This is a genomic window from Trinickia fusca (assembly GCF_003628145.1).
In the GTDB taxonomy this organism is placed as follows: Bacteria; Pseudomonadota; Gammaproteobacteria; order Burkholderiales; family Burkholderiaceae; genus Trinickia; species Trinickia fusca.
This window is the reverse complement of the sequence record NZ_RBZV01000001.1, coordinates 568,133-589,653: the sequence shown is the minus strand read 5'-3', so window position 1 is coordinate 589,653 and position 21,521 is coordinate 568,133. Positions and strand designations below refer to the sequence as shown.

Genomic DNA, 21,521 nt, shown 5'->3' with positions numbered 1-21,521 from the left:
TAGCGCGGGTTTCAAGCGTCTTCGTTCACAGGTTGTCGGAGGAAGTAGCGACGGGCGCTACGGGGATCAAAGGCACAACCGGTGCGTCGTTCCCGAGCCCCAGCAGCATAGCGAGCGGTGCGGCTGGCCGGGCCAGATCGGCCAGCGTATGCCGGTCCAATTCCGCAAAGAATGCGCCTTGGGCCGCCTGAAAGACATGCTTGAGCCGGCAGTGCGGCTCGATGACGCAGTCTCGGTGACCGGCACCGTCGCGCGAGAAACATCCGACCAGCGCGAAGTCGCTTTCCGTGGCCCGCACGACCTCGCCGATGCTCAGGCGCAGCGAGCGTTCGTTGAGCCGCAGCCCGCCGTGACGCCCCCGGATCGTCTCGATCCAGCCGAGCTCGCCGAGCCGCTGCACCACCTTCATCAAATGATTCTTCGAGATGCCATACGCATCCGAGATGTCTTGGATCGTCGAGAGCCCATCCTCCCGCACAGCGAGGAACAGCATGACGCGCAGCGCATAATCGGTATAGTCGGTCAGTCTCATGGCAAGAACGCTTGTTGGCGCGCAGCAGCGGCCCGTCGCGAATGGAGCGACGCGTGAAAACCGTACCGCGCGAAGGGTTGTTTGCTCCGCGGCTTGACCATAACATGCATCAGCGATGCGGGTTCGTCTGTTTCGACAAATTCGTAGGGTCGACCGCATCGTCCGCACCGTGTGTCGTGCGCCGCCTTTTCGCAGCTGTTTACCCGCGGTGCACGCTTTTGGATTCACCATGACCACCCAGCCCGTCTCCAGCCCCGATCCCTCTCATCATGGCCAGCGCTACAGCGAGCCGACCGAGGAGAACATTCGCGAGCTCGTCTACGCTTTCTACGACCGCGTGCGCGCGGACGCCCTGCTCGGCCCCGTGTTCGATGCCGTGCTGGCCGGCAAATGGGACGACCATCTGCCCAAGATGTGCACGTTCTGGGGCAGCCTAGTGCTCGGCGACAAGCGTTACCGCGGCAACGTCCAACAGGCCCATCAGCCGCTCGAAGGTATCGAGCCGCGTCATTTCAGCCGCTGGCTGCATCTGTTTCTCGACACCGTGTGCGCGCGCTACGAGCCCGCAGCGGCCGTCCGCTTCATGGAGCCGGCGCTGCGCATCGCGCAGAGCTTGCAGTTGAGCCGGTTCGGCTGGGATTACACGATTCCGCCCGAGCAGCAGGCCCTGCTCGACGCCATCGCGCCGAAACGGGCCGCAGCCGACGAGATGCCGCACCGCCCGCGTGGCGAGCCGTTTCCGGCCAAGATCATCGGACGTGGGACGAATGACTGATCGATAGGCTGATTGCCGTCATGCCGACGTGATGCCATGGCGCGCGTTATGACGTTTCGCCGCCCGCAGCAGCGTTTTTCGTGGTCAAGCCCCAACGCGCGAGCGCCGCATCGTCGGACTCGCGCGCATCGACCCATCGCTCGCCATCCGCCGTCGTTTCTTTCTTCCAGAACGGCGCCTGCGTCTTCAGGTAGTCCATCACGAACTCGCAGGCAGCAAACGCCTCGTGCCGGTGCGCGGCCGTTGCGGCTGCGAGCACGATCTGATCGAGCGGGGCAAGCTTGCCGACGCGATGCACGATCAGCACGTCGATGCCGGGCCAGCGCTTGCGCGCTTCGTCGACGATCGCCTCGAGTGCCTTTTCGGTCATGCCCGGATAGTGCTCGAGCTCCAGCGCCATCACGCTGTCGCCGTCGTTCAGATCGCGTACGGTCCCGACGAAGCAGGCCACGGCACCGACCTTCGGGTTTTGCGCACGGAGCAGCGCCACCTCGGCGGTCAGGTCAAAATCGGCAGTCTGTACGCGCACGGTCATGGCGGGTTCCTCATGAGCACAGCGCTCAACCGCCCGTCACGGGCGGAAAAAACGCGACCTCGCAGCCATCGGTCACGCGCGTGCCCGCGTCGGTCATCGTGTGATTGCAAGCCATGCGCAACGCGCGGCCATCCGCAAGCGCCTCCGCCCACGCCCCGCCGCGCGTACGCAGCCAGGCGCGCACGTCGGCGATGGTGACGATGCCCTCGGGCAACTCGACCACTTCTTGTGCCGTGCCGAGCGCTTCGCGCACGCTGGCGAAATATCTGAGTTCTATCTTCATCTGTGACGATCGGACAACGGTGGCGACGCAGCCTGGGCCAAACCTGGCGAAACGTCAGCCGAGTAGCTCCGAAAAGGGAAGAAAACGCACCGTCTCACCCGCGTTGATCGCTTGGTTCGGCGGATTGTCGATGAGGCCGTCACCCCAAACCGTGGAAGTCAGCACCGCCGAGCTCTGGTTCGGGAACAGATCGAGTCCGCCCGCCGCGTTGACGCGCGCACGCAGGAACTCGTTGCGGCGATCGGCCTTGGCCTGCGTGAAATCGGCACGCAGCGACAACGCACGCGGCGCGACATCGCGCACACCGGCCAGACGCAGCAGGAACGGGCGCACGAACAACAGGAACGTGACGAAGCTCGACACCGGATTGCCGGGCAAGCCGATGAAGAACGCTTCGCCCTCACCCGCTGCGCCTGCGGCCCTGGCCTCGCCGGTTGCGGCATCGCGGCGGACCGCGCCGAACGCGAGCGGCTTGCCCGGCTTCATCGCGATCTGCCACAGCGCAAGCCGCCCCAGCGATTCGACGGCAGGCTTCACGTGATCCTCCTCGCCGACCGACACGCCGCCCGACGTCAAGATCAGGTCGTGCCCACGCGCCGCTACGGCGAGCGCCTCACGCGTGGCATCGAGCCGGTCGGGCACGATGCCGTAATCGGTCACTTCGCAGCCGAGCCGCTCGAGCAGCCCGCGCAGCGTGAAGCGATTGGAGTTGTAGATGCCACCCGGCGCGAGCGACTCGCCCGGCATCGTCAGCTCGTCGCCGGTAAAGAACACGGCAACCTTCACGCGCCGGCTCACTTCGAGCTGCGCGCAGCCTATCGATGCGGCAAGGCCCAGCGCCTGCGGCGTGAGCCGTGTGCCGGCGGGCAGAATCACGGCGCCACGCCGGATGTCCGCGCCTTGCGCGGTGATCCACTCGCCGGCCTTGGGCGTATGCAAAACGTTGACGGCGTCGCCGGCCGTTTCGGTTTGCTCCTGCATCACTACCGCATCGGCACCCTGGGGCACCCAGGCGCCCGTGAAGATGCGCGCTGCCGTGCCAGGCTCGAGCGGCTCCGGCGCATGGCCTGCCGGAATGCGCTGTGAGACGCGGAGACGACGCTCGTCATGCGAAAGATCGGCGACGCGCACAGCGTAGCCGTCCATCGCGCTCGTATGACGCGCCGGCACGTCGAGCGTCGACACGACATCAGCCGCCAGCACGCGGCCCAGGGCATCGAGCGTCGAGACCGTTTCGCGTGCAGCGAGCGGTGTGGCGGCGGCAAGCAGCGTCGCGAGCGCTTCGGCTGTCGAAACAAGCGGTGCGCGCGCGGCGGGAGCAATGGGAGTGGACATCGTTCTGGCGGACGTGTTCGGAAGGAACTCACATTGTAGCGAGGCACGGCTTGGCCGGCGCGTGGCCGGGCAAGCCGCCTCCGCACCTGCCGGTCAGAGACCGGTGTGGGCCGCGATGAAATCCTTCACGCACGTGGCCTCGGCGGGCAGCACGTCGAAGCGCTGCGGCAGCGCCTCGAGGCCGGCGAACGCGGCCGGACGCTCGGGCTCGCGGCCCAGCGCCTCGCGGATCGTTTCGCCGAACTTGAGCGGCTGCGCCGTCTCGAGCACGATCATCGGCACGCCCGGCTCCAGATGTTCGCGTGCGACTTTGAGACCGTCGGCCGTGTGCGTGTCGATCATCAATCCATAGCGCTCGAACACGTCGCGAATCGCGGCGAGGCGGTCGGTGTGATTGCTGCTGCCCGACACGAAACCGAACTGCCGTACACGCGCGAAATCGCCGCTGGCGGCCAGATCGAAACCGCCTTTCTGCTCGACTTCGCGGAACAGCTGCAGCACGCGGGCCGGATCGCGGCCGAGCAGATCGAACACGAAGCGTTCGAAGTTCGACGCCTTCGAGATGTCCATGCTCGGGCTGCTCGTGTGGTAAGTCTGCGCCGCGCCGCGCACGCGATAGACGCCCGTGCGGAAGAACTCGTCGAGCACGTCGTTCTCGTTCGTCGCCACCACGAGCTTCTCGATCGGCAGCCCCATCATGCGCGCGATGTGGCCCGCGCAGACGTTGCCGAAGTTGCCCGACGGTACCGTGAACGACACGCGCTCGTCGTTGCTGCGCGTGGCCGCGAAGTAGCCCTTGAAGTAATAGACGACTTGCGCGACGACACGCGCCCAGTTGATCGAGTTGACGGTGCCAATGTGGTGCTTGGCCTTGAACGCGTGGTCGTTCGAAACGGCCTTCACGATGTCCTGGCAATCGTCGAACACGCCTTCGATCGCGATGTTGACGATGTTCGGCTCTTGCAGGCTGTACATCTGTGCGGTCTGGAACGCGCTCATCTTGCGATGCGGCGAAAGCATGAACACGCTCACGCCGGCCTTGCCTCGCATCGCGTATTCGGCCGCGCTGCCCGTATCACCCGAGGTTGCGCCCAGAATGTTCAGCGTTTGACCATGCCTGGCCAGCGCGTACTCGAACAGATTGCCGAGCAACTGCATCGCCATGTCCTTGAATGCGAGCGTCGGACCGTTCGACAGCGCGAGCAGCGCCAGCGGCGCGCCGTTTTCGACGCCGAGCTGCGTCAGCGGCGTAATGTCGGCAGCTTGCTCACCGGGGCGCACATTGCAGTAAACGTCGGCGCGGTAGGTGCGGCGCGTCAGCTCGCGCAGATCGTCAGCCGGGATGTCGTCGCAGAACTTGGCGAGCACTTCGAACGCGAGCTCCGCATACGACAAAGTGCGCCAACGGGCCAACTCGTCGTCGGAGACTTGCGGGTATTGCGCCGGCAGATAGAGGCCACCGTCCTGCGCGAGGCCCGTGAGCAGGATGTCCGAGAACGTGTGACGCTCGCCGATACCAGCGCCGCGGGTCGAGATGTAATTCATGATGAGGCTTCCGTCAGGGGCTCAGTTCAACGCTTCGATGCGCAGCTTCGTGACTCGCGACACCACGGTCTCGAGCGCTTCGATGCACGCGATGGCGGCGTTCACGTTCTTCTCGAGCGTCTCGTGCGTGATGATGACGATGTCGGTCTCGCCGTTGTCGGCGATCTGCTCCGACTCCTTCTGGAGCAGCGCGTCGATCGAAATGCCGGCGTCGGCCAGGATGCGCGTGATGTCGGCGAGCACACCCGTCACGTCGGCGACGCGCAGACGCAGGTAGTAGCCGCTCGTCACTTCGTCGATCGGCAGAATCGGCGTATCCGACAGGCTTTGCGGCTGGAACGCCAGATGCGGCACGCGATGCTCGGGGTCCGCCGTGTGCAGCCGCGTCACGTCCACCAGATCCGCCACCACGGCCGAGGCCGTCGGCTCCGCGCCCGCGCCCTTGCCGTAATACAGCGTTGCGCCGACGGCGTCGCCATGCACCTCGACGGCGTTCATGGCACCTTCGACGTTCGCGAGCAGACGTTTGGCCGAAATCAGCGTCGGATGCACGCGCAGCTCGATGCCGCGCTCGGTACGGCGCGTGATGCCGAGCAGCTTGATGCGGTAGCCGAGGTCTTCGGCGTATTTGATGTCGATCCCGGCGAGCTTGCTGATGCCTTCGATGTAAGCGCGGTCGAACTGCACGGGCACGCCGAACGCGATCGCGCTCATGATCGTGAGCTTGTGCGCCGCATCGATGCCTTCGATGTCGAACGTCGGATCGGCCTCGGCATAGCCGTGCGCCTGAGCGCCCTTCAGCGCCGTCGCGAAATCGAGGCCACGCTCGCGCATCTCCGACAGGATGTAATTGGTGGTGCCGTTGATGATGCCGGCGATGCACTGGATGCGGTTGGCCGTCAGCCCTTCGCGCAGCGCCTTGATGATCGGGATGCCGCCCGCCACGGCCGCCTCGAATGCGACCATCACGCCTTTCGCCCGCGCGGCTGCGAATATTTCGGTGCCATGCACGGCGAGCAGTGCCTTGTTGGCCGTCACGACGTGCTTGCCGCTCGCGATCGCGCGCAACACGAGCTCGCGTGCGATGCCCGTGCCGCCGATCATCTCGGCGACGATGCCGATCGACGGATCATCGACGACGGAGTTGAAGTCGTCGCCGACCTGCACGCTACCGGCCGCATCGCCCAGCGCTGCAATCGCCTTGGCCGGGTTGCGCACGGCGATACGCGCGACTTCGATGCCGCGGCCCGCGCGACGCTTGATTTCTTCCTGGTTGCGGCGCAGCACCGTGAAGGTGCCGCTGCCCACCGTACCGAAGCCCAACAGGCCAACTTTGATCGGATCCATGCAGCGTGTGTATTTCTTGAAAGGTGGTGTGTTGAGTAGGAGCGGCGCGCCGAGCGCGCATCGCATCAGGTGCCGTGACGTTTGCGGTAGCCGTCCAGAAAGCGCGCAATACGGTTGATCGAATCCGTCAGATCGTCGGCGTTCGGCAGGAACACGACGCGGAAGTGATCGGGACTCGGCCAATTGAAGCCCGTACCCTGCACGAGCAGTACGCGTTCCTCGAGCAGCAGATCGAGAATGAATTGCTGATCGTTCTGGATCGGGTACACCTTCGGATCGAGCCGCGGGAACATATACAGCGCGGCTTCGGGCTTGACGCAGCTCACGCCGGGAATCGCGTTGAGCATGTCATAGGCGATCTGGCGCTGCTTATACAGCCGCCCGCCCGGCACGATCAGGTCGTTGATGCTCTGATAGCCGCCGAGCGCGGTCTGGATCGCGTACTGGCCGGGGACGTTCGGGCACAGGCGCATCGAGGCGAGGATGCCGAGGCCCTCGAAGTAGTCCTTGCCGCGGCGGCGGTTCTCGCCCGTCAGACCCGAGATGTACATCCACCCCGCGCGGTAGCCGCACGCGCGGTAGCTCTTCGACAAGCTGTTGAACGTAACGGTCAGCACATCCTCGGACAGCGAAGCCAGCGACGTGTGCTTCTTGCCGTCGTAGACGATCTTGTCGTACACCTCGTCGGCGAAGACCACGAGACCATGCTCGCGTGCGATCTCGAGGAGATCGAGCAGCAATTCGTCCGAATACAGCGCGCCGGTCGGGTTGTTCGGGTTGATGACGACGATCGCGCGCGTGCGCGGCGTGATCTTCGCGCGGATATCGTCGGGATCGGGCATCCAGGCGTTCGACTCGTCGCACAGGTAGTGCACGGGCTTGCCGCCCGAGAGGCTGACCGCGGCCGTCCACAGCGGGTAGTCGGGCGCGGGCAGCAACACTTCGTCATCGTCGTTGAGCAGCGCCTGCATCGCCATCACGATGAGCTCGGACGCCCCATTGCCGATGTAGATGTCGTCGAGCTCGACCCCGGCCACGCCTTTTTGCTGGCTGTAATGCATGATGGCCTTGCGAGCCGCGAACACGCCTTTCGAATCCGAATAGCCCGACGACGCCGGCAGGTTGCGGATCATGTCCTGAATGATCTCGTCAGGCGCGTCGAAGCCGAACGGCGCGAGGTTGCCGATGTTGAGCTTGATGATGCGATGGCCGTCTTCCTCGAGGCGCTTGGCGTGCTCGAGTACGGGACCGCGGATGTCGTAGCAGACGTTCTGTAGCTTGTTCGATTTCAGGATCGGTTTCACGGCGGACACGGTTCCTAGGGGTTCCTGGAAGAGAAGCCAGCAAGACGGAAGAGCAAAGGCCGCGGGCGCGTGGCTTTACGGCACACGTGCGCGCTTTGAAGATGCCCGGATGCTGCGGCGGGTTCGCCGGATGGGAAACACGCGCGCGGCTTGTGGCGCGGCGCGAGGCAAAAAACGCAGCCGGGCGGCTAAAAAGTTATAATTTAGCGGATTTCGGCCGACTTTCGCAATGCACCATCGTGCAGCGCACGCGCGTTTCGGCCTCGATCCGGCTCGCGTTGCGCCCGCTACCACGAAAAGCGGCCCTCGTGCCTGGTTTGATCCGCGCGTCTCGTGCGGCAGGCAAGCGAGTCCGGCGGAACTACGGATAAACGAATTTGAAATTACACCAGGACTCGAGCGGCGCCCTGAATACCGTCACTGCGTATGGCGCCCAATACGTCGAAATCAATCTTGAGCGCTACGAGAGCAGCATCGTGGTGATGCCCGACACGCCGGTCATGCCCTGGCCGGTCTCGTCGTTCGACGCCTTGACCCCCGAGCATTTCGAGCTGCTGCTTGCCGCCGCGCCCGAACTCGTCGTGCTCGGCACCGGTTCGCGCCTGCGTTTCCCGCATCCACGGCTGACCGCGGCGCTCGCCGCGCGGCGCATCGGCGTGGAGTCGATGGACTTCATGGCCGCCTGCCGCACCTACAACATCCTGATGGCCGAAGGCCGCCGCGTCTGCGCGGCGCTCCTGATCGAGCAATGAGCGCCGTGTCGCGTCGCCCTGCCCGGCCGCGGCCCGCATGCGCCCGCTGCACGGCGCATGCCGCCACCCCGCCGCACACGCGGCTCCGATAAAACGGACTCCCATTCATGCCGCTTCAACGCTATTCCCGCGCCGCCGGCACCGCGCCGGCAGAGACGTTCGCGCCGCCCCACGATGCGTCTTCGCCGTGGCCGGTCGGGCGCCTGGCCCTCCTGCTGCTCGTCATCGCCCTCGGCATCATCTGGTTCGGGCCGCTCGGCTGGCGTCATCTCGTGCCCAGCGACGAGGGCCGCTACGCCGAAATGGCGCGCGAGATGTTCGTGACCGGTGACTGGATCACGCCGCGCTACAACGGCTACAAGTACTTCGAAAAGCCGCCGCTGCAAACCTGGGCCAATGCGCTGACGTTTGCGTGGTTCGGCATCGGCGAGTGGCAGGCGCGCCTCTACACGGCGCTGACGGGCTTCGTGGGCGTGCTGCTGGTCGGCTACACGGGCAAGCGCGTGTTCAACGCGGCGGCCGGCTTCGGCGCGGCGCTCGTGCTCGCAAGCGCGCCGTACTGGCAGCTGATGGGCCACTTCAACACGCTCGACATGGGGCTGTCGTTCTGGATGGAAGCGACGCTGTGCTCGATGCTGCTCGCGCAGTGTCCCGGCACCAGCGTGCGCGCGGCACGCGGGTGGATGTGGCTGTGCTGGGCCTCGATGGCGCTCGCGATGCTCTCGAAGGGACTCATCGCGATCCTGCTGCCCGGCGCCGTGCTCGTGCTCTATACGCTGATCGAGCGCGACTGGGGGTTATGGAAGCGCCTTCGACTGGGGAGCGGGCTCGTCATCTTCTTCGCGATCGCGACGCCCTGGTTCGTGCTCGTGCAGGAGCGCAATCCCGAGTTCCTGAACTTCTTCTTCATCGTGCAGCAGTTCGCGCGCTATCTGACGCCCGAGCAGAACCGCCCGGGGCCGTTCTACTACTTCGTGTGGGTCCTGCTGGTCGGCTTCCTGCCGTGGCTGTCGCTCGCCGTGCAAAGCGTGCGCCACGCACGCGCGCTGCCGCGCCACGCGAGCGGCTTTGCGCCCGTCACGCTGCTGCTCGTCTGGGCCGGCTTCATCTTCGTGTTCTTCAGCGTGTCGCATTCGAAGCTCGTGTCGTACGTGCTGCCGATCGCGCCGGCACTCGCGCTCGTGATCGGTGCCTATCTGCCGCAGGTCTCGCGCGCCACCTGGCGCCGCCATCTGATCAGCTATGCCCTGCTGCTCGTGGCGGCCGCGATCGGCTCGATCTTTATTGCCCGCTTCGGCGATGCGCGCACGCCCAATGCGCTCTACCGCGAATTCCGCGTCTGGGTGTTCGCGGCCATCGGGGTCGCCTTCGCGCTCACGCTCGTGGCGCTGGGGCTCGAGCGCCGTTGCCGCCGTCTCGCGCCGTCTGCCATCGCGTTCGGGCTAGCCTGGGTCATGCTCGCGACGATCGCCGGAACGGGCCACGACACGTTCGGCCGGCAAAGCTCGGGCGCGCTGCTCGCGCCCGCCGTCAAGGCCGCGCTCGCCCAGCTGCCGGCAGATACGCCGTTTTATGCGGTCGACGTACTCGACCATACGCTGCCGTTCTATGTCGGCCATACGACGATCATGGTCGCCAGTCCCGACGAATTGCGCTTCGGCGTGACGCAGGAGCCGCAAAAATGGGTTCCGACCATCGACGAATGGGTACGCCGCTGGAACGCAGACCGTTACGCCGTGGCTGAGATGCGGCCCTCGCGTTACGACGCGCTCGTCGCCGAGCACGTGCCCATGCGCGTCATCGTGCGCGACGAGCGGCGTGTCGTCGTCGAAAAGCCGTGAACGGCCGCCCGCCCTTTCCTGCCCTGACTATCGACTGATGAATCCGATTTCGCTTTTTTGCATCCTCTTCGGCGTCGCCCTCAACGCCACGGCCCAATTGCTGCTCAAGGCCGGCGTAAACGCCGTTGGACACTTCGAATTCACCCGTGCGAACATTGTCCCCGTCGGCCTGAAGCTCGCGCTGCAAATGCCGATCATCGGGGGCCTCGCCTGCTACGTGATCAGCGTCGGCGTGTGGATCGTCGGCCTGTCGCGCGTGGACGTCTCGATCGCCTATCCGATGCTCTCGCTCGGCTACGTCGTGAACGCGTTCGCCGCGTGGTATCTATTCGGCGAGGTGCTGTCGGTGCAACGGCTCGTCGGCATCGGCATCATCCTGATCGGCGTGTTCGTGCTGGCGCGCAGCTGATGCGCCTCGCCCCATTCTCATACCAACTTCAACTCGAGCTCAGCCTAAACCCATGACCCAGGCATCCCTTCCCTTTTTGCCGTTCGTGCGGCCCGACATCGACGAAGAAACGATCCAGGGCGTCGCGGACGTGCTGCGCAGCGGCTGGATCACGACGGGCCCGCAAAACCAGGCGTTCGAGAAGCAGCTTTCCGAATTCTGCGGCGGCCGCCCGGTGCGCACGTTCAACTCGGGCACGGCCACGCTCGAGATCGGCCTGCGCATTGCCGGTGTCGGCGCAGGCGACGAGGTCATCACCTCGCCCGCGTCCTGGGTCGCCACGAGCAACGTGGTGCTCGAAGTCGGCGCGACGCCGGTGTTCGTCGATATCGACCCCGTCACGCGCAATCTCGACCTGAACCTGCTCGAGAAGGCGATCACGCCGCGCACCAAGGCCATCATTCCGGTCTATCTCGCAGGGCTGCCCGTCGACATGGACCGGCTCTACGAAATCGCCCGGGCCTATAAGCTGCGCGTGATCGAGGACGCTGCCCAAGCATTCGGCTCGACGTGGCGCGGCGAGCGCATCGGCAAGCTCGGCGACATCGTCTCGTTCAGCTTCCATGCGAACAAGAACCTCACGTCGATCGAAGGCGGCGCGCTCGTGCTCAACAACGAGGAAGAAGCCGAACTCGCGCGCAAGTACCGCCTGCAAGGCATCACGCGCACGGGCTTCGATGGCATGGACTGCGACCTGCTCGGCGGCAAGTACAACCTGACGGACGTCGCCGCGCGCGTGGGCCTCGGCCAGCTCGCGAACTTCGAGCGCTTCCTCTCGCAACGCAAAGCGCTCGCACGCGCCTACTTCGAAGGCTTCACCGGCGGCTCCGCGCACCAGCTCGGCATGGGCCTGCCCGTGGCCGACTTCGAGAACAGCAACTGGCATATGTTCCAGATCACGCTGCCGCTCGAGCAGCTCACGCTCGATCGCGCCAGCTTCATGAAGAAGTTGCACGATGAGTACGGCATCGGCACGGGCGTGCATTACCCGGCCATTCATCTGTTCACGCTCTACCGCGCGCGCGGCTTCGCGCCGGGCATGTTCCCCCATGCCGAGCGGTTCGGCGTCTCGACGGTCACGCTGCCGCTGTTCACGCAGATGACCGAACACGATGTCGCGCGCGTCTGCGCTGCCGTCAACGAAATTTGCGAACAAAACCGGAAGTAAGCGTCATGAGTCACACCGAACATCGCCCGACGCCCCCAGAAGTCTCGATCGTCATTCCCGTCTACAACGAGGAAGCCGGGCTGCCGGCCCTGTTCGCGCGCCTGTACCCGGCGCTCGACGCGCTCGGCACGAGCTACGAAATACTCCTCGTCAACGACGGAAGTCGCGACAAGTCGGCCGCACTGCTGGCCGCACAGTTTCGCGCGCGCCCCGATACCACGCGCGTCGTGCTGCTGAACGGCAACTACGGCCAGCACATGGCGATCCTCGCGGGCTTCGAGCAATCGCGCGGCGAGATCGTCATCACACTCGATGCCGATCTGCAAAATCCGCCCGAGGAAATCGGCAAGCTCGTCACCAAGATGCGCGAGGGCTACGACTACGTGGGCTCGATCCGCAAGGAGCGTCAGGACAGCCTGTGGCGCCGCAAGGCCTCGCGCGCCATGAACGGCCTGCGCGAGCGCATCACGCGCATCAAGATGACCGATCAGGGCTGCATGCTGCGCGCCTACAGCCGGCAGATCATCGACACGATCAACCGCTGCGGCGAAGTCAACACGTTCATTCCCGCGCTCGCCTACACGTTCGCGCAGAACCCGATCGAAGTCGAAGTGGCCCACGAGGAGCGCTTTGCCGGCGAATCGAAGTACTCGCTGTATAGCCTGATCCGTCTCAACTTCGATCTCGTGACGGGCTTCTCCGTCGTCCCGCTGCAGTGGCTCTCGTTCATCGGCGTGCTCCTGTCGATGGGCTCGGCCGGGCTGTTCGTGCTGCTCGTGATCCGCCGCTTCGTGGTCGGCGCCGAAGTCCAGGGCGTGTTCACGCTGTTCGCCATCACGTTCTTCATGCTCGGCGTGATCATCTTCGCGCTAGGCCTGCTCGGCGAGTACATCGGCCGCATCTACCAGCAGGTGCGGGCGCGTCCGCGCTATCTGGTGCAGACGGTGCTCGAGGCGCGCCCGCAAGACCTGCACGCCGGTGAGCGGCATGCCGAACGCGTCGTCGGCCAGGACCTGAACCGATGAAGCCGCGCGCCGTCGTCTTCGCCTACCACAACGTCGGCGTCCGCTGCCTGCAAGTGCTGCTCGCGCGCGGTGTCGATGTCGCGCTCGTGGTCACGCACGAGGACAACCCGAACGAGAACATCTGGTTCGGCAGCGTCGCGTCGGTGGCCGCCGAGCACGGCATCGAGGTCATCCGGCCCGCCGACCCCGCCGGCGCCGAGCTGAGCGAGGCGGTGCGCCGCGCCCGGCCCGACTTCATCTTTTCGTTCTACTATCGGCACATGCTGCCCGTCGAGGTGCTCGGGCTCGCGCCGCGCGGCGCCTACAACATGCACGGCTCGCTGCTGCCGAAATACCGCGGCCGCGTGCCGACCAACTGGGCCGTGCTCCACGGCGAAACGGAAACGGGCGCGACGCTGCATGAAATGGCCGTCAAGCCCGACGCCGGCGCGATCGTGGCGCAGACCAGCGTGCCGATCCTGCCCGACGACACCGCGCAGCAAGTGTTCGACAAAGTGACGGTCGCTTGCGAGCAGACGCTGTGGCGCGTGCTGCCGGCGCTCATCGCCGGCGAGGCGCCGCACCTGCCCAACGACCTCGCCAGCGGCAGCTACTTCGGCGGACGCAAGCCCGAAGACGGCCGCATCGACTGGTCGCAACCGGCCGAGCGCGTCTACAACCTGATTCGCGCGGTGGCGCCGCCCTACCCGGGCGCCTTCACCGACATCGGCACGGCCCGCTTCGTCGTGGCCCGTGCCCGGCTTGCTACACCCGGCACCATGGCACGGCTCTCGACGGCCAATTTGCCGCCGGGTCTGCACGTAAGCGATAATGCGTTTTTTGGCGTATGCGGCGACGCGCGCGCCATCGCCATTTCCGAACTGCGGATCGAACGCGACGGTCAGCAGACCGCCGTCACCCCCGCGCAGTTCGTCCAGCTCACTCATTCTTCCCGTCATTCATGAAAACCGAAGGTTCCCGCAAAAAAGTCCTGATTCTTGGCGTCAATGGCTTCATTGGCCATCATCTGTCCAAGCGCATTCTCGAGACGACCGATTGGGAAGTCTTCGGCATGGACATGCAGACGGATCGCCTCGGCGAGCTCGCCAATCACGAGCGCATGCACTTCTTCGAAGGCGATATCACGATCAACAAGGAGTGGGTCGAATATCACGTCAAGAAGTGCGACGTCATCCTGCCCCTCGTGGCGATCGCAACGCCCGCAACCTACGTGCAGCAGCCGCTGCGCGTGTTCGAGCTCGATTTCGAAGCGAACCTGCCGATCGTGCGTTCGGCGGTCAAGTACCGTAAGCATCTGGTATTCCCGTCGACGTCCGAGGTCTACGGCATGTGCGCCGACGACGAGTTCGACCCGGAAAACTCGCCGCTCACCTACGGCCCGATCAACAAGCCGCGCTGGATCTACGCGTGCTCGAAGCAGCTGATGGACCGCGTGATCTGGGGCTACGGCATGCAGGAAGGCTTGAACTTCACGCTGTTCCGCCCGTTCAACTGGATCGGCCCGGGCCTCGACTCGATCTACACGCCGAAGGAAGGCAGCTCGCGCGTCGTCACGCAGTTCCTCGGCCACATCGTGCGCGGCGAGAACATCAGCCTCGTCGACGGCGGCTCGCAAAAGCGTGCGTTCACCGACATCGACGACGGCATCAGCGCGCTGATGAAGATCATCGAGAATGCGAACGGCATTGCGTCGGGCAAGATCTACAACATCGGCAATCCGAAGAACAACTTCTCGGTGCGTGAGCTTGCGCACAAGATGCTGGCGCTCGCGGCCGAGTACCCCGAGTACGCCGAATCCGCCAAGGCCGTACAGCTCGTCGAAACATCGTCGGGCGCCTACTACGGCAAGGGCTATCAGGACGTGCAGAACCGGGTGCCGAAGATCGAAAACACGATGGACGAGCTCGGCTGGGCGCCGCAGGCAACGTTCGACGAAGCACTGCGCAAGATCTTCGAAGCGTACCGCGGCCACGTGGCCGAGGCACGCGCGCTGGTCGAGCAGCAGCAATAAGACGAGGACCGCTCGTTGGCTCGTATCGTCCTGAAGATCGACGTCGACACGCTGCGCGGCACGCGTGAAGGCGTGCCGAATCTCGCGCGCATGCTCGATCGCTTCAAGGCGCGCGCGACGTTTCTGTTCAGCCTCGGCCCCGATCACACGGGCTGGGCACTGCGCCGCGTGCTGCGTCCGGGGTTCCTCAAGAAGGTGTCGCGCACGTCGGTGGTCGAACATTACGGCATCAAGCAGCTGATGTACGGGGTGCTGCTGCCGGGGCCCGACATCGGCATGCGGGCGCAAGCGCAGATGCGGGCCATTCACGAAGCCGGCTTCGAGTGCGGCATCCATACGTGGGACCACGTCTACTGGCAGGACAACGTGCGTCAGCGTGGCCATGACTGGACGGTCCGCCAGATGCAACAGAGCTTCGAGCGCTTCGTCGACATCTTCGGCGCCCCGCCCGTCACGCATGGCAGCGCGGGCTGGCAGATGAACGAGCACGCGTTCCGGCAGCTCGATGCGTGGGGCATGCGCTACGCGTCCGACGGACGCGGCCACTCGCCCTATTGCCCGGTGGCCGACGGCAAGACGCTCGCCCACGTGCAACTGCCGACGACGCTGCCGACGCTCGACGAGCTGCTCGGCGTGGACGGGTTTGATGCGACCAACGTCGAACGGCGGCTGCTCGCGTGCACCGAACGCAATCCGCACGATCAGGTGTTCACGCTGCACGCCGAGCTCGAAGGCCAGAAGCTCGCCCCGGTATTCGAACGGCTGCTCGCAGGTTGGCAAGCGCAAGGCCACACTTTCGCCACGATGGGCGACTACCATGCTGCGCTGGACCGCGACACGCTGCCATCGTACCCTGTCACCTGGGGGGAAATCCCGGGCCGCTCCGGCGAGCTGATCGTCCAGCCCGACTGAGCCCTGCCGGGTGCCGGTCGTTGCCGGCGGGTCGTCGTCACAGAGAAGCCCCTCGAACGCTTTGCGCGATAACAACAGGAGAACCAAGTGCACATTGCAGTCGATCAAGCCGTCCCTGATTTCACCGCTGCCGCGACCGGAGGCGATTTCACGCTGTCCGGCCTGCGGGGCAAGAAGGTCGTCTTGTACTTTTATCCCAAGGACAACACGCCGGGCTGCACGACCGAGGGCCTGCAGTTTCGCGACCTGTATCCGAAGTTCAAGAAGGCCGGCGCCGAGATCGTCGGCGTGTCGCGCGACAGCCTGCGCTCGCATGAAAATTTCAAGGCCAAGCTCGAGCTGCCGTTCCCGCTGATCGCCGATACCGACGAAGCGTTGTGCACGCTGTTCAGCGTCATCAAAATGAAAAAGATGTATGGCAAAGAAGTGCGAGGCATCGAGCGCTCGACGTTCCTGATCGACGCCGAAGGCGTGCTGCGCCGCGAATGGCGCGGGATCAAGGTGCCCGGTCACGTGGACGAAACGCTCGAAGCTGTACAAGGACTTTGACGCGCGTTATATTGCGTTGCAATGAGTTCCCGTTCACTTAGTTTCCTCCGCTGCCGCGCCGGCACGATTGATGCAAGACATCAAACGAACCGTCAGGCGCCGCGCGATGCTCGAAGGCGAGCCGCTTGCTCCGTTGCAACTGGGGCGGCGGCTTTTTTATTTGTGCGCGGCCAACCGGCTTCGCGGCCCTTCTTTCTTCGCAAGGAGTCGATCGAAAACTAGGCGAACCGGCGTTTCGAAATTTCACACGCGCCGCCCGGCGCCGACACGCAGCACGCCGCCCTCGCGGCGGCCGGCATGAAGCAACGACGCGGCGCACGATATGCGACCCGATTTTTTGAGGGAAACCATGCCTTTGCCTACCCCGCCCAGCAAACTCGGCACGCTGTTGCCGGCAGATGAATTCAAGGCCAAAGCACGGCCAGCCAAAAGTGCTAGAAAACAGGGCAGCGTTGGGGAGCAAGCGGAAGCTGCTGACTATCAGGCAGCCGGTTCGACAAGCGTCGCAAAACCGATGACGCGGGCGGCCAATACCGCGGCCACGCTCAAGCCTATACAGGTGCCCGCCACTGCCGCACCTGGCGCCAGCCAAGCTGAGCCCGCCACACGCGCTCGCAAATCGAAACAGACGGCGGCTTTGCTGACGCCCGTACCGGCAGCCACGCCCGCGCCCGCGCCGGTCGCGCGGCAGAAGGAACCTGCCAGCGAGCCGCCAGCGGCCGCACCGGCCGCGACGCCTACGGCCGCAAAATCGCGTACGCGCAAGAGCGAGCCCGCAGCCGAGATCCGCAAACTGTTCGTGCTCGATACGAACGTGCTGATGCACGACCCGACGTGCTTGTTCCGCTTCGAGGAGCACGACGTCTACCTGCCGATGATGACGCTCGAGGAGCTCGACAACCACAAGAAAGGGATGTCGGAAGTCGCGCGCAACGCCCGGCAGGTCAGCCGCACACTCGACTCCCTCGTCGCGAACGTGGGGCCGATCGCCGAAGGCTTGCCGCTTTCGCGTCTGGGCAGCCGCGAAGCGCTCGGCCGCCTGTTCTTCCAGACCAAGCTTACCGACATCGAGCCCGTCGAGGGCCTGCCGCAAGGCAAAGCCGACAATCAGATCCTCGGCGTCGTTCGTGCGTTGCAGCGCGACCGCGCGGATCGCCAGGTCGTGCTCGTGTCGAAAGACATCAACATGCGCATCAAGGCGCATGCGCTGGGCTTGCCGGCGGAAGACTACTTCAACGATCAGGTTCTCGAAGACAAGGACCTGCTGTTCTCCGGCGTCCGCGCGCTGCCCCAGGATTTCTGGACCAAGCACGGCAAGGGCATGGAGAGCTGGCAGGACACGAAGACGGGCACGACCTATTACCGCGTGACCGGCCCGCTGTGCCCGTCGCTGCTCGTGAACGAATTCGTGTACCTCGAGCCGCAAAACGGCGAGCCCACGTTCCACGCGCTCGTGCGCGAGATCAACGGCAAGACGGCGCTGCTGCAGACGCTGCGCGACTACAGCCATCACAAGAACAACGTGTGGGGCATTACGGCGCGCAATCGCGAGCAGAACTTCGCGCTCAATCTGCTGATGAATCCCGACATCGACTTCGTGACGCTGCTCGGCCAGGCGGGTACGGGCAAGACGCTCGTCGCACTCGCGGCCGGTCTCGCGCAAGTGCTCGACGAGAAGCGCTACAACGAGATCATCGTCACGCGGGCGACGGTGCCGGTCGGTGAGGACATCGGTTTTCTGCCGGGCACCGAGGAAGAGAAGATGCAGCCCTGGATGGGCGCGTTCGACGATAACCTCGAAGTGCTGCAAAAGACCGACGACAGCGCCGGCGAATGGGGCCGCGCGGCGACGCAAGAGCTCATTCGCTCGCGACTGAAGGTCAAGAGCATGAACTTCATGCGTGGACGCACGTTCGTCGACAAGTATCTGATCATCGACGAAGCGCAGAACCTGACGCCCAAGCAGATGAAGACGCTCGTCACGCGCGCCGGCCCTGGCACCAAGATCGTGTGCCTCGGCAACATCGCGCAGATCGACACGCCTTATCTGACCGAAGGCAGTTCGGGCCTCACTTACGTCGTCGATCGCTTCAAGGGCTGGTCGCACGGCGGCCACGTGACGCTGGCTCGCGGCGAACGCTCGCGGCTCGCCGACTACGCGTCCGACATTCTCTGACGCGCCGTCACAGGGCTTCGACTTTGACGCCTGGCCTTTGCGCCAGGCGTTTTTTCTTTTTGGGGCAGAAATGGCACCGCCGGCGTAGGCGGACCGCAACAATGTGCCGCGAACTTCAAGTCATTTCTTAGGAAAGGTTGCTAAGTCCCTATCTGCAGGGCTACTATCGGGCGCATCGTTCGTCAGACCACGGCGAGCTTTGCTTCGCCCCCTACTCGTCCATGCGCCGATTCGGATTTGTCCTGCTGACTCTGCTCACGCTCGCCGCATGTTCGAGCGCCCCGCCGCGCTATTCGCGTTCATCGAGCGTGTCGCCCAGCGCGAGCGCCGGCAATGCACTGCGCACGATGCCGCCCGGTTCGCCGAATTTCGTCGATCACAGCATTGGCAGAGAAGAAATTTCGATCCAGGCGATGAGCCTCGTCGGCGTGCCATACCGGTGGGGAGGCAATACGCCCGAGAGCGGCTTCGATTGCAGCGGGTTTGTGCGGTATGTCGTTGCGCGGTCCGCCGACGTCAATCTGCCACGCACGACGGCGGACATGAGCGAACGCGGCAAGGCCATTGAGCCCGACGAGATCGCGCCGGGTGACCTCATTTTTTTCAACACGACGGGGCGAGCGCATTCGCACGTCGGCATTTACGTCGGCAAACTGCGCTTCGTGAACGCGCCGTCGACGGGCGGCACGGTGCGCCTCGACTATTTGACCAATTCGTATTGGGCCAAGCGGTTCGACGGCATTCGGCGGGTCGCACCGCCGCTCGATCGCCCTGCGCCGTTCGACACGCCGACTTACCTCGCAGCGCCCAAACAAACGCCTGTACCGGTTGCCACGGCGGCTGAACCGGTTACGCCTGTATTAGCGCGCCCGGCGACACCGGCCACACCGGCCACACCGGCGATGCCGGCGATGCCTGTGGTGCCCACAGTGCCGACGCCAGCGCTAGCGCTAGCGACACGATCCGCTATACCGACCAATGCAGCGCCCGACGCAATCGACGCCTCCGCCGATGCATTCGAGCCGCCTCCATCAGCAGCCGCCTTGGCAGAGCGTCAGGCCCGACAAGCGGGTGCGCAATCCGTCTCGCCGACCACGCAAGCCCCAGCTGACGGCATGCAGATCATGCGCGCATCGACGGGACTCGTCGCCACCCCAGCACCGACGACGACCAGCGACGACCCGATCGCCCGCTTCGCAAACAGCAGCGAGTGAGGCCATTGAGCGCGAAATGCGAAACGCATTCCGCGCTCAACAGCCTGATCGACATTACAGAATGCGCACGCCGACCCACCAGGCCGCTGCCGCCAGCAGCGCCGACGCGGGAATCGTGAGAATCCACGCCCAGACGATGTTGCCAGCCACGCCCCAGCGGACGGCCGACAGCTTGCGCGTGGCGCCCACGCCGACGATGGCGCCCGTGATCGTGTGCGTCGTCGAGACGGGCACACCCATCGCCGACGCGATGAACAGCGTAATGGCCCCACCCGACTCGGCACAGAAGCCACCGACGGGCTTGAGCTTCGTAATCTTCTGTCCCATCGTGCGGACGATGCGCCAACCACCGAACAGCGTGCCGAGGCCCATCGACAGATAGCACGCGCCGATGACCCAGACCGGCGGCGCATCAGCCGTCGCCGACGCATAGCCCGTTGCGATCAACAGCATCCAGATGATGCCGATCGTTTTCTGAGCATCGTTGCCGCCGTGGCCGAGACTGTACAAGCCCGCAGACAGGAACTGCCAACGCCTGAAGCGGCGGTCGACCTTGCTCGGCGGCGTGCGGAAGTAGATCCACGAGACGGCGAGCATGAAGAACGAGCCGAGCACGAAGCCGAGCAGCGGCGAGATGAAGATGAAGGCGACGGTTTTCAGGATCCCATCGAGGTTGAGTGCCCACCAGCCCGATTTCGCGAGCGCCGAGCCGACGAGCCCGCCGATCAGCGCGTGCGACGAGCTCGACGGAATACCGAAGCGCCAGGTCAGGATGTTCCAGACGATCGCGCCGACGAGCGCACCGAAGACCACATAGTGGTCGACGATATGCGGGTCGATCGTGCCCTTGCCGACCGTTTGCGCAACCTTCAGGTGAAAGATGAAATAGGCGATGACGTTGCAGGCCGCAGCAAACGCGACTGCCTGCTGAGGCTTCAGCACGCCTGTGGAGACGACCGTGGCGATCGAATTCGCCGCGTCGTGAAAGCCGTTCATGAAGTCGAAGACGAGCGCGACGACGATTAGCGTCGCGAGCGCCCACGTGGCGATCTGTATCGAGTGCATCGGTTCAGGTCCGCCTGCTTATGCGTTTTCCAGCACGATGCCTTCGATGATGTTCGCGACATCCTCGCACTTGTCGGTGATCGCCTCGAGCAGCTCGTAGATAGCCTTGAGCTTGATCAGCGTCTTCACGTCGTCTTCTTCGCGGAACAGCTTCGACATCGCCGCGCGCAGCAGGCGGTCGGCTTCTGACTCGAGCCGGTCGATTTCCTCGCACGCAGTCAGGATCTGACGCGCCTGGCTCATGTCCGACAACATATTGACGGCCTTCTCCACCTGCTTGACCGTGCTCGTGCAGACGTGCGCGAGCTGGCTCGCCTCGGACGTCACCGATTGCACGTCGTACAGCGAGATCGCAGTGGCGACGTCTTCCATCAGGTCGAGGATGTCGTCCATCGTGGTGATCAGCTTGTGGATCTCGTCGCGATCGAGCGGCGTGATGAACGTCTTGTGCAGCAGGTCGATCGTTTCGTGCGTGAGCTTGTCGGCGGTCTTCTCGCTTGCCTGCACGCGCTGCTTGTGCACCTCGGCCTCGCCGAGGTTGTCGATCAGGAGCTCGAGCTCCTGGCTCGCGGTGACGAGACACTTCGCGTGCTCGTTGAAGATTTCAAAGAACTTGCCCTCGGTGGGCATGAAACGGCCGAACATTGAGATCCCGATAGATGGTCAGATTGGGGGCCCCGGCTGGGATGCGGCGCCGCGCGCGC

The 21,521-nt window shown here is 64.7% G+C and carries 21 protein-coding genes; 12 read left to right on the top strand and 9 right to left on the bottom strand.

Annotation, left to right across the window (positions count from 1 at the left end):
• Nucleotides 1–25: 25 nt before the first annotated feature.
• Nucleotides 26–532 carry an RrF2 family transcriptional regulator gene (locus D7S89_RS02435; protein ID WP_121275253.1) on the bottom strand — a complete coding sequence of 169 codons (507 nt, stop codon included), beginning with the start codon at nt 530–532 and terminating at the stop codon, nt 26–28.
• A gap of 229 nt (nt 533–761) precedes the next feature.
• Here D7S89_RS02435 and D7S89_RS02430 point away from each other — a divergent pair, with 229 nt between their 5' ends.
• Nucleotides 762–1,307, top strand: coding sequence for a group III truncated hemoglobin (locus D7S89_RS02430; RefSeq protein ID WP_121275251.1), 546 nt, complete (start codon nt 762–764; stop codon nt 1,305–1,307).
• Between the two features lie 46 nt (nt 1,308–1,353).
• Here the strand turns inward: D7S89_RS02430 and moaE are convergent, their stop codons facing one another.
• The 6 genes from moaE to D7S89_RS02400 all read right to left on the bottom strand — a co-directional run bounded on the left by moaE (nt 1,354) and on the right by D7S89_RS02400 (nt 7,665).
• Nucleotides 1,354–1,842, bottom strand: coding sequence for a molybdopterin synthase catalytic subunit MoaE (gene moaE / locus D7S89_RS02425; protein WP_121275249.1), 489 nt, complete (start codon nt 1,840–1,842; stop codon nt 1,354–1,356).
• A 25-nt stretch (nt 1,843–1,867) separates the two neighbouring features.
• Nucleotides 1,868–2,125, bottom strand: coding sequence for a molybdopterin converting factor subunit 1 (gene moaD / locus D7S89_RS02420; protein WP_121275247.1), 258 nt, complete (start codon nt 2,123–2,125; stop codon nt 1,868–1,870).
• A gap of 54 nt (nt 2,126–2,179) precedes the next feature.
• The gene (locus D7S89_RS02415) at nt 2,180–3,460 is read right to left on the bottom strand and encodes a molybdopterin molybdotransferase MoeA (RefSeq protein ID WP_121275245.1); all 1,281 of its coding nucleotides are present in this window, start codon (nt 3,458–3,460) and stop codon (nt 2,180–2,182) included.
• Between the two features lie 93 nt (nt 3,461–3,553).
• Nucleotides 3,554–5,005, bottom strand: a complete 1,452-nt coding sequence (gene thrC / locus D7S89_RS02410; protein WP_121275243.1) for a threonine synthase — start codon at nt 5,003–5,005, stop codon at nt 3,554–3,556.
• A 21-nt stretch (nt 5,006–5,026) separates the two neighbouring features.
• A complete protein-coding gene (locus tag D7S89_RS02405) occupies nt 5,027–6,352 on the bottom strand; it encodes a homoserine dehydrogenase (protein ID WP_121275241.1) in 1,326 nt (441 codons plus the stop codon).
• 65 nt (nt 6,353–6,417) lie between these two features.
• The gene (locus tag D7S89_RS02400) at nt 6,418–7,665 is read right to left on the bottom strand and encodes a pyridoxal phosphate-dependent aminotransferase (protein WP_121275239.1); all 1,248 of its coding nucleotides are present in this window, start codon (nt 7,663–7,665) and stop codon (nt 6,418–6,420) included.
• A gap of 368 nt (nt 7,666–8,033) precedes the next feature.
• Here D7S89_RS02400 and D7S89_RS02395 point away from each other — a divergent pair, with 368 nt between their 5' ends.
• From D7S89_RS02395 to D7S89_RS02345, 11 genes are all read left to right on the top strand, one after another.
• Entirely contained in the window at nt 8,034–8,408 is a 375-nt protein-coding gene (locus D7S89_RS02395; RefSeq protein WP_121275237.1) for an Mth938-like domain-containing protein, read from the top strand.
• Nucleotides 8,409–8,515: 107 nt separating this feature from the next.
• Entirely contained in the window at nt 8,516–10,249 is a 1,734-nt protein-coding gene (locus D7S89_RS02390; RefSeq protein ID WP_121275235.1) for a glycosyltransferase family 39 protein, read from the top strand.
• Between the two features lie 37 nt (nt 10,250–10,286).
• A complete protein-coding gene (locus tag D7S89_RS02385; protein ID WP_121275233.1) occupies nt 10,287–10,658 on the top strand; it encodes an EamA family transporter in 372 nt (123 codons plus the stop codon).
• Nucleotides 10,659–10,710: 52 nt separating this feature from the next.
• Nucleotides 10,711–11,865 carry a DegT/DnrJ/EryC1/StrS family aminotransferase gene (locus tag D7S89_RS02380; protein ID WP_121275231.1) on the top strand — a complete coding sequence of 385 codons (1,155 nt, stop codon included), beginning with the start codon at nt 10,711–10,713 and terminating at the stop codon, nt 11,863–11,865.
• A gap of 5 nt (nt 11,866–11,870) precedes the next feature.
• Nucleotides 11,871–12,890: a glycosyltransferase gene (locus D7S89_RS02375; RefSeq protein WP_245982598.1), complete on the top strand. Its 1,020-nt coding sequence runs from the start codon at nt 11,871–11,873 to the stop codon at nt 12,888–12,890.
• On the top strand, nt 12,887–13,834 hold the full coding sequence (locus D7S89_RS02370; protein ID WP_121275229.1) for a formyltransferase: 948 nt from the start codon (nt 12,887–12,889) through the stop codon (nt 13,832–13,834). The genes D7S89_RS02375 and D7S89_RS02370 overlap by 4 nt, the downstream gene beginning before the upstream one ends.
• Nucleotides 13,831–14,901: a bifunctional UDP-4-keto-pentose/UDP-xylose synthase gene (locus D7S89_RS02365; protein WP_121275227.1), complete on the top strand. Its 1,071-nt coding sequence runs from the start codon at nt 13,831–13,833 to the stop codon at nt 14,899–14,901. Before D7S89_RS02370 ends, D7S89_RS02365 begins: the two co-directional genes overlap by 4 nt.
• 15 nt (nt 14,902–14,916) lie before the next feature.
• Nucleotides 14,917–15,813 carry a polysaccharide deacetylase family protein gene (locus D7S89_RS02360; protein WP_121275225.1) on the top strand — a complete coding sequence of 299 codons (897 nt, stop codon included), beginning with the start codon at nt 14,917–14,919 and terminating at the stop codon, nt 15,811–15,813.
• Nucleotides 15,814–15,900: 87 nt separating this feature from the next.
• Nucleotides 15,901–16,362, top strand: coding sequence for a peroxiredoxin (locus tag D7S89_RS02355; RefSeq protein ID WP_121275223.1), 462 nt, complete (start codon nt 15,901–15,903; stop codon nt 16,360–16,362).
• Nucleotides 16,363–16,711: 349 nt separating this feature from the next.
• A complete protein-coding gene (locus D7S89_RS02350; protein ID WP_121275221.1) occupies nt 16,712–18,538 on the top strand; it encodes a PhoH family protein in 1,827 nt (608 codons plus the stop codon).
• A gap of 221 nt (nt 18,539–18,759) precedes the next feature.
• On the top strand, nt 18,760–19,752 hold the full coding sequence (locus D7S89_RS02345; protein WP_121275219.1) for a C40 family peptidase: 993 nt from the start codon (nt 18,760–18,762) through the stop codon (nt 19,750–19,752).
• A gap of 54 nt (nt 19,753–19,806) precedes the next feature.
• Here D7S89_RS02345 and D7S89_RS02340 read toward each other — a convergent pair whose 3' ends face one another.
• Together D7S89_RS02340 and D7S89_RS02335 are read right to left on the bottom strand one after the other, a co-directional pair.
• Nucleotides 19,807–20,817 carry an inorganic phosphate transporter gene (locus D7S89_RS02340; RefSeq protein ID WP_121275217.1) on the bottom strand — a complete coding sequence of 337 codons (1,011 nt, stop codon included), beginning with the start codon at nt 20,815–20,817 and terminating at the stop codon, nt 19,807–19,809.
• Nucleotides 20,818–20,835: 18 nt separating this feature from the next.
• Complete coding sequence (locus tag D7S89_RS02335) at nt 20,836–21,462, bottom strand: DUF47 domain-containing protein (RefSeq protein ID WP_121275215.1); 627 nt, start codon at nt 21,460–21,462, stop codon at nt 20,836–20,838.
• Between the last annotated feature and the right edge of the window lie 59 nt (nt 21,463–21,521).

Bases quoted from the DNA above. Each gene is read 5' to 3' on its own strand.
- D7S89_RS02435 (WP_121275253.1), bottom strand. From the start codon at position 532: ATGAGACTGACCGACTATACCGATTATGCGCTGCGCGTCATGCTGTTC.
- D7S89_RS02430 (WP_121275251.1), top strand. From the start codon at position 762: ATGACCACCCAGCCCGTCTCCAGCCCCGATCCCTCTCATCATGGCCAG.
- moaE (WP_121275249.1), bottom strand. From the start codon at position 1,842: ATGACCGTGCGCGTACAGACTGCCGATTTTGACCTGACCGCCGAGGTG.
- moaD (WP_121275247.1), bottom strand. From the start codon at position 2,125: ATGAAGATAGAACTCAGATATTTCGCCAGCGTGCGCGAAGCGCTCGGC.
- D7S89_RS02415 (WP_121275245.1), bottom strand. From the start codon at position 3,460: ATGTCCACTCCCATTGCTCCCGCCGCGCGCGCACCGCTTGTTTCGACA.
- thrC (WP_121275243.1), bottom strand. From the start codon at position 5,005: ATGAATTACATCTCGACCCGCGGCGCTGGTATCGGCGAGCGTCACACG.
- D7S89_RS02405 (WP_121275241.1), bottom strand. From the start codon at position 6,352: ATGGATCCGATCAAAGTTGGCCTGTTGGGCTTCGGTACGGTGGGCAGC.
- D7S89_RS02390 (WP_121275235.1), top strand. From the start codon at position 8,516: ATGCCGCTTCAACGCTATTCCCGCGCCGCCGGCACCGCGCCGGCAGAG.
- D7S89_RS02385 (WP_121275233.1), top strand. From the start codon at position 10,287: ATGAATCCGATTTCGCTTTTTTGCATCCTCTTCGGCGTCGCCCTCAAC.
- D7S89_RS02380 (WP_121275231.1), top strand. From the start codon at position 10,711: ATGACCCAGGCATCCCTTCCCTTTTTGCCGTTCGTGCGGCCCGACATC.
- D7S89_RS02375 (WP_245982598.1), top strand. From the start codon at position 11,871: ATGAGTCACACCGAACATCGCCCGACGCCCCCAGAAGTCTCGATCGTC.
- D7S89_RS02370 (WP_121275229.1), top strand. From the start codon at position 12,887: ATGAAGCCGCGCGCCGTCGTCTTCGCCTACCACAACGTCGGCGTCCGC.
- D7S89_RS02365 (WP_121275227.1), top strand. From the start codon at position 13,831: ATGAAAACCGAAGGTTCCCGCAAAAAAGTCCTGATTCTTGGCGTCAAT.
- D7S89_RS02350 (WP_121275221.1), top strand. From the start codon at position 16,712: ATGCCTTTGCCTACCCCGCCCAGCAAACTCGGCACGCTGTTGCCGGCA.
- D7S89_RS02345 (WP_121275219.1), top strand. From the start codon at position 18,760: ATGCGCCGATTCGGATTTGTCCTGCTGACTCTGCTCACGCTCGCCGCA.
- D7S89_RS02340 (WP_121275217.1), bottom strand. From the start codon at position 20,817: ATGCACTCGATACAGATCGCCACGTGGGCGCTCGCGACGCTAATCGTC.
- D7S89_RS02335 (WP_121275215.1), bottom strand. From the start codon at position 21,462: ATGTTCGGCCGTTTCATGCCCACCGAGGGCAAGTTCTTTGAAATCTTC.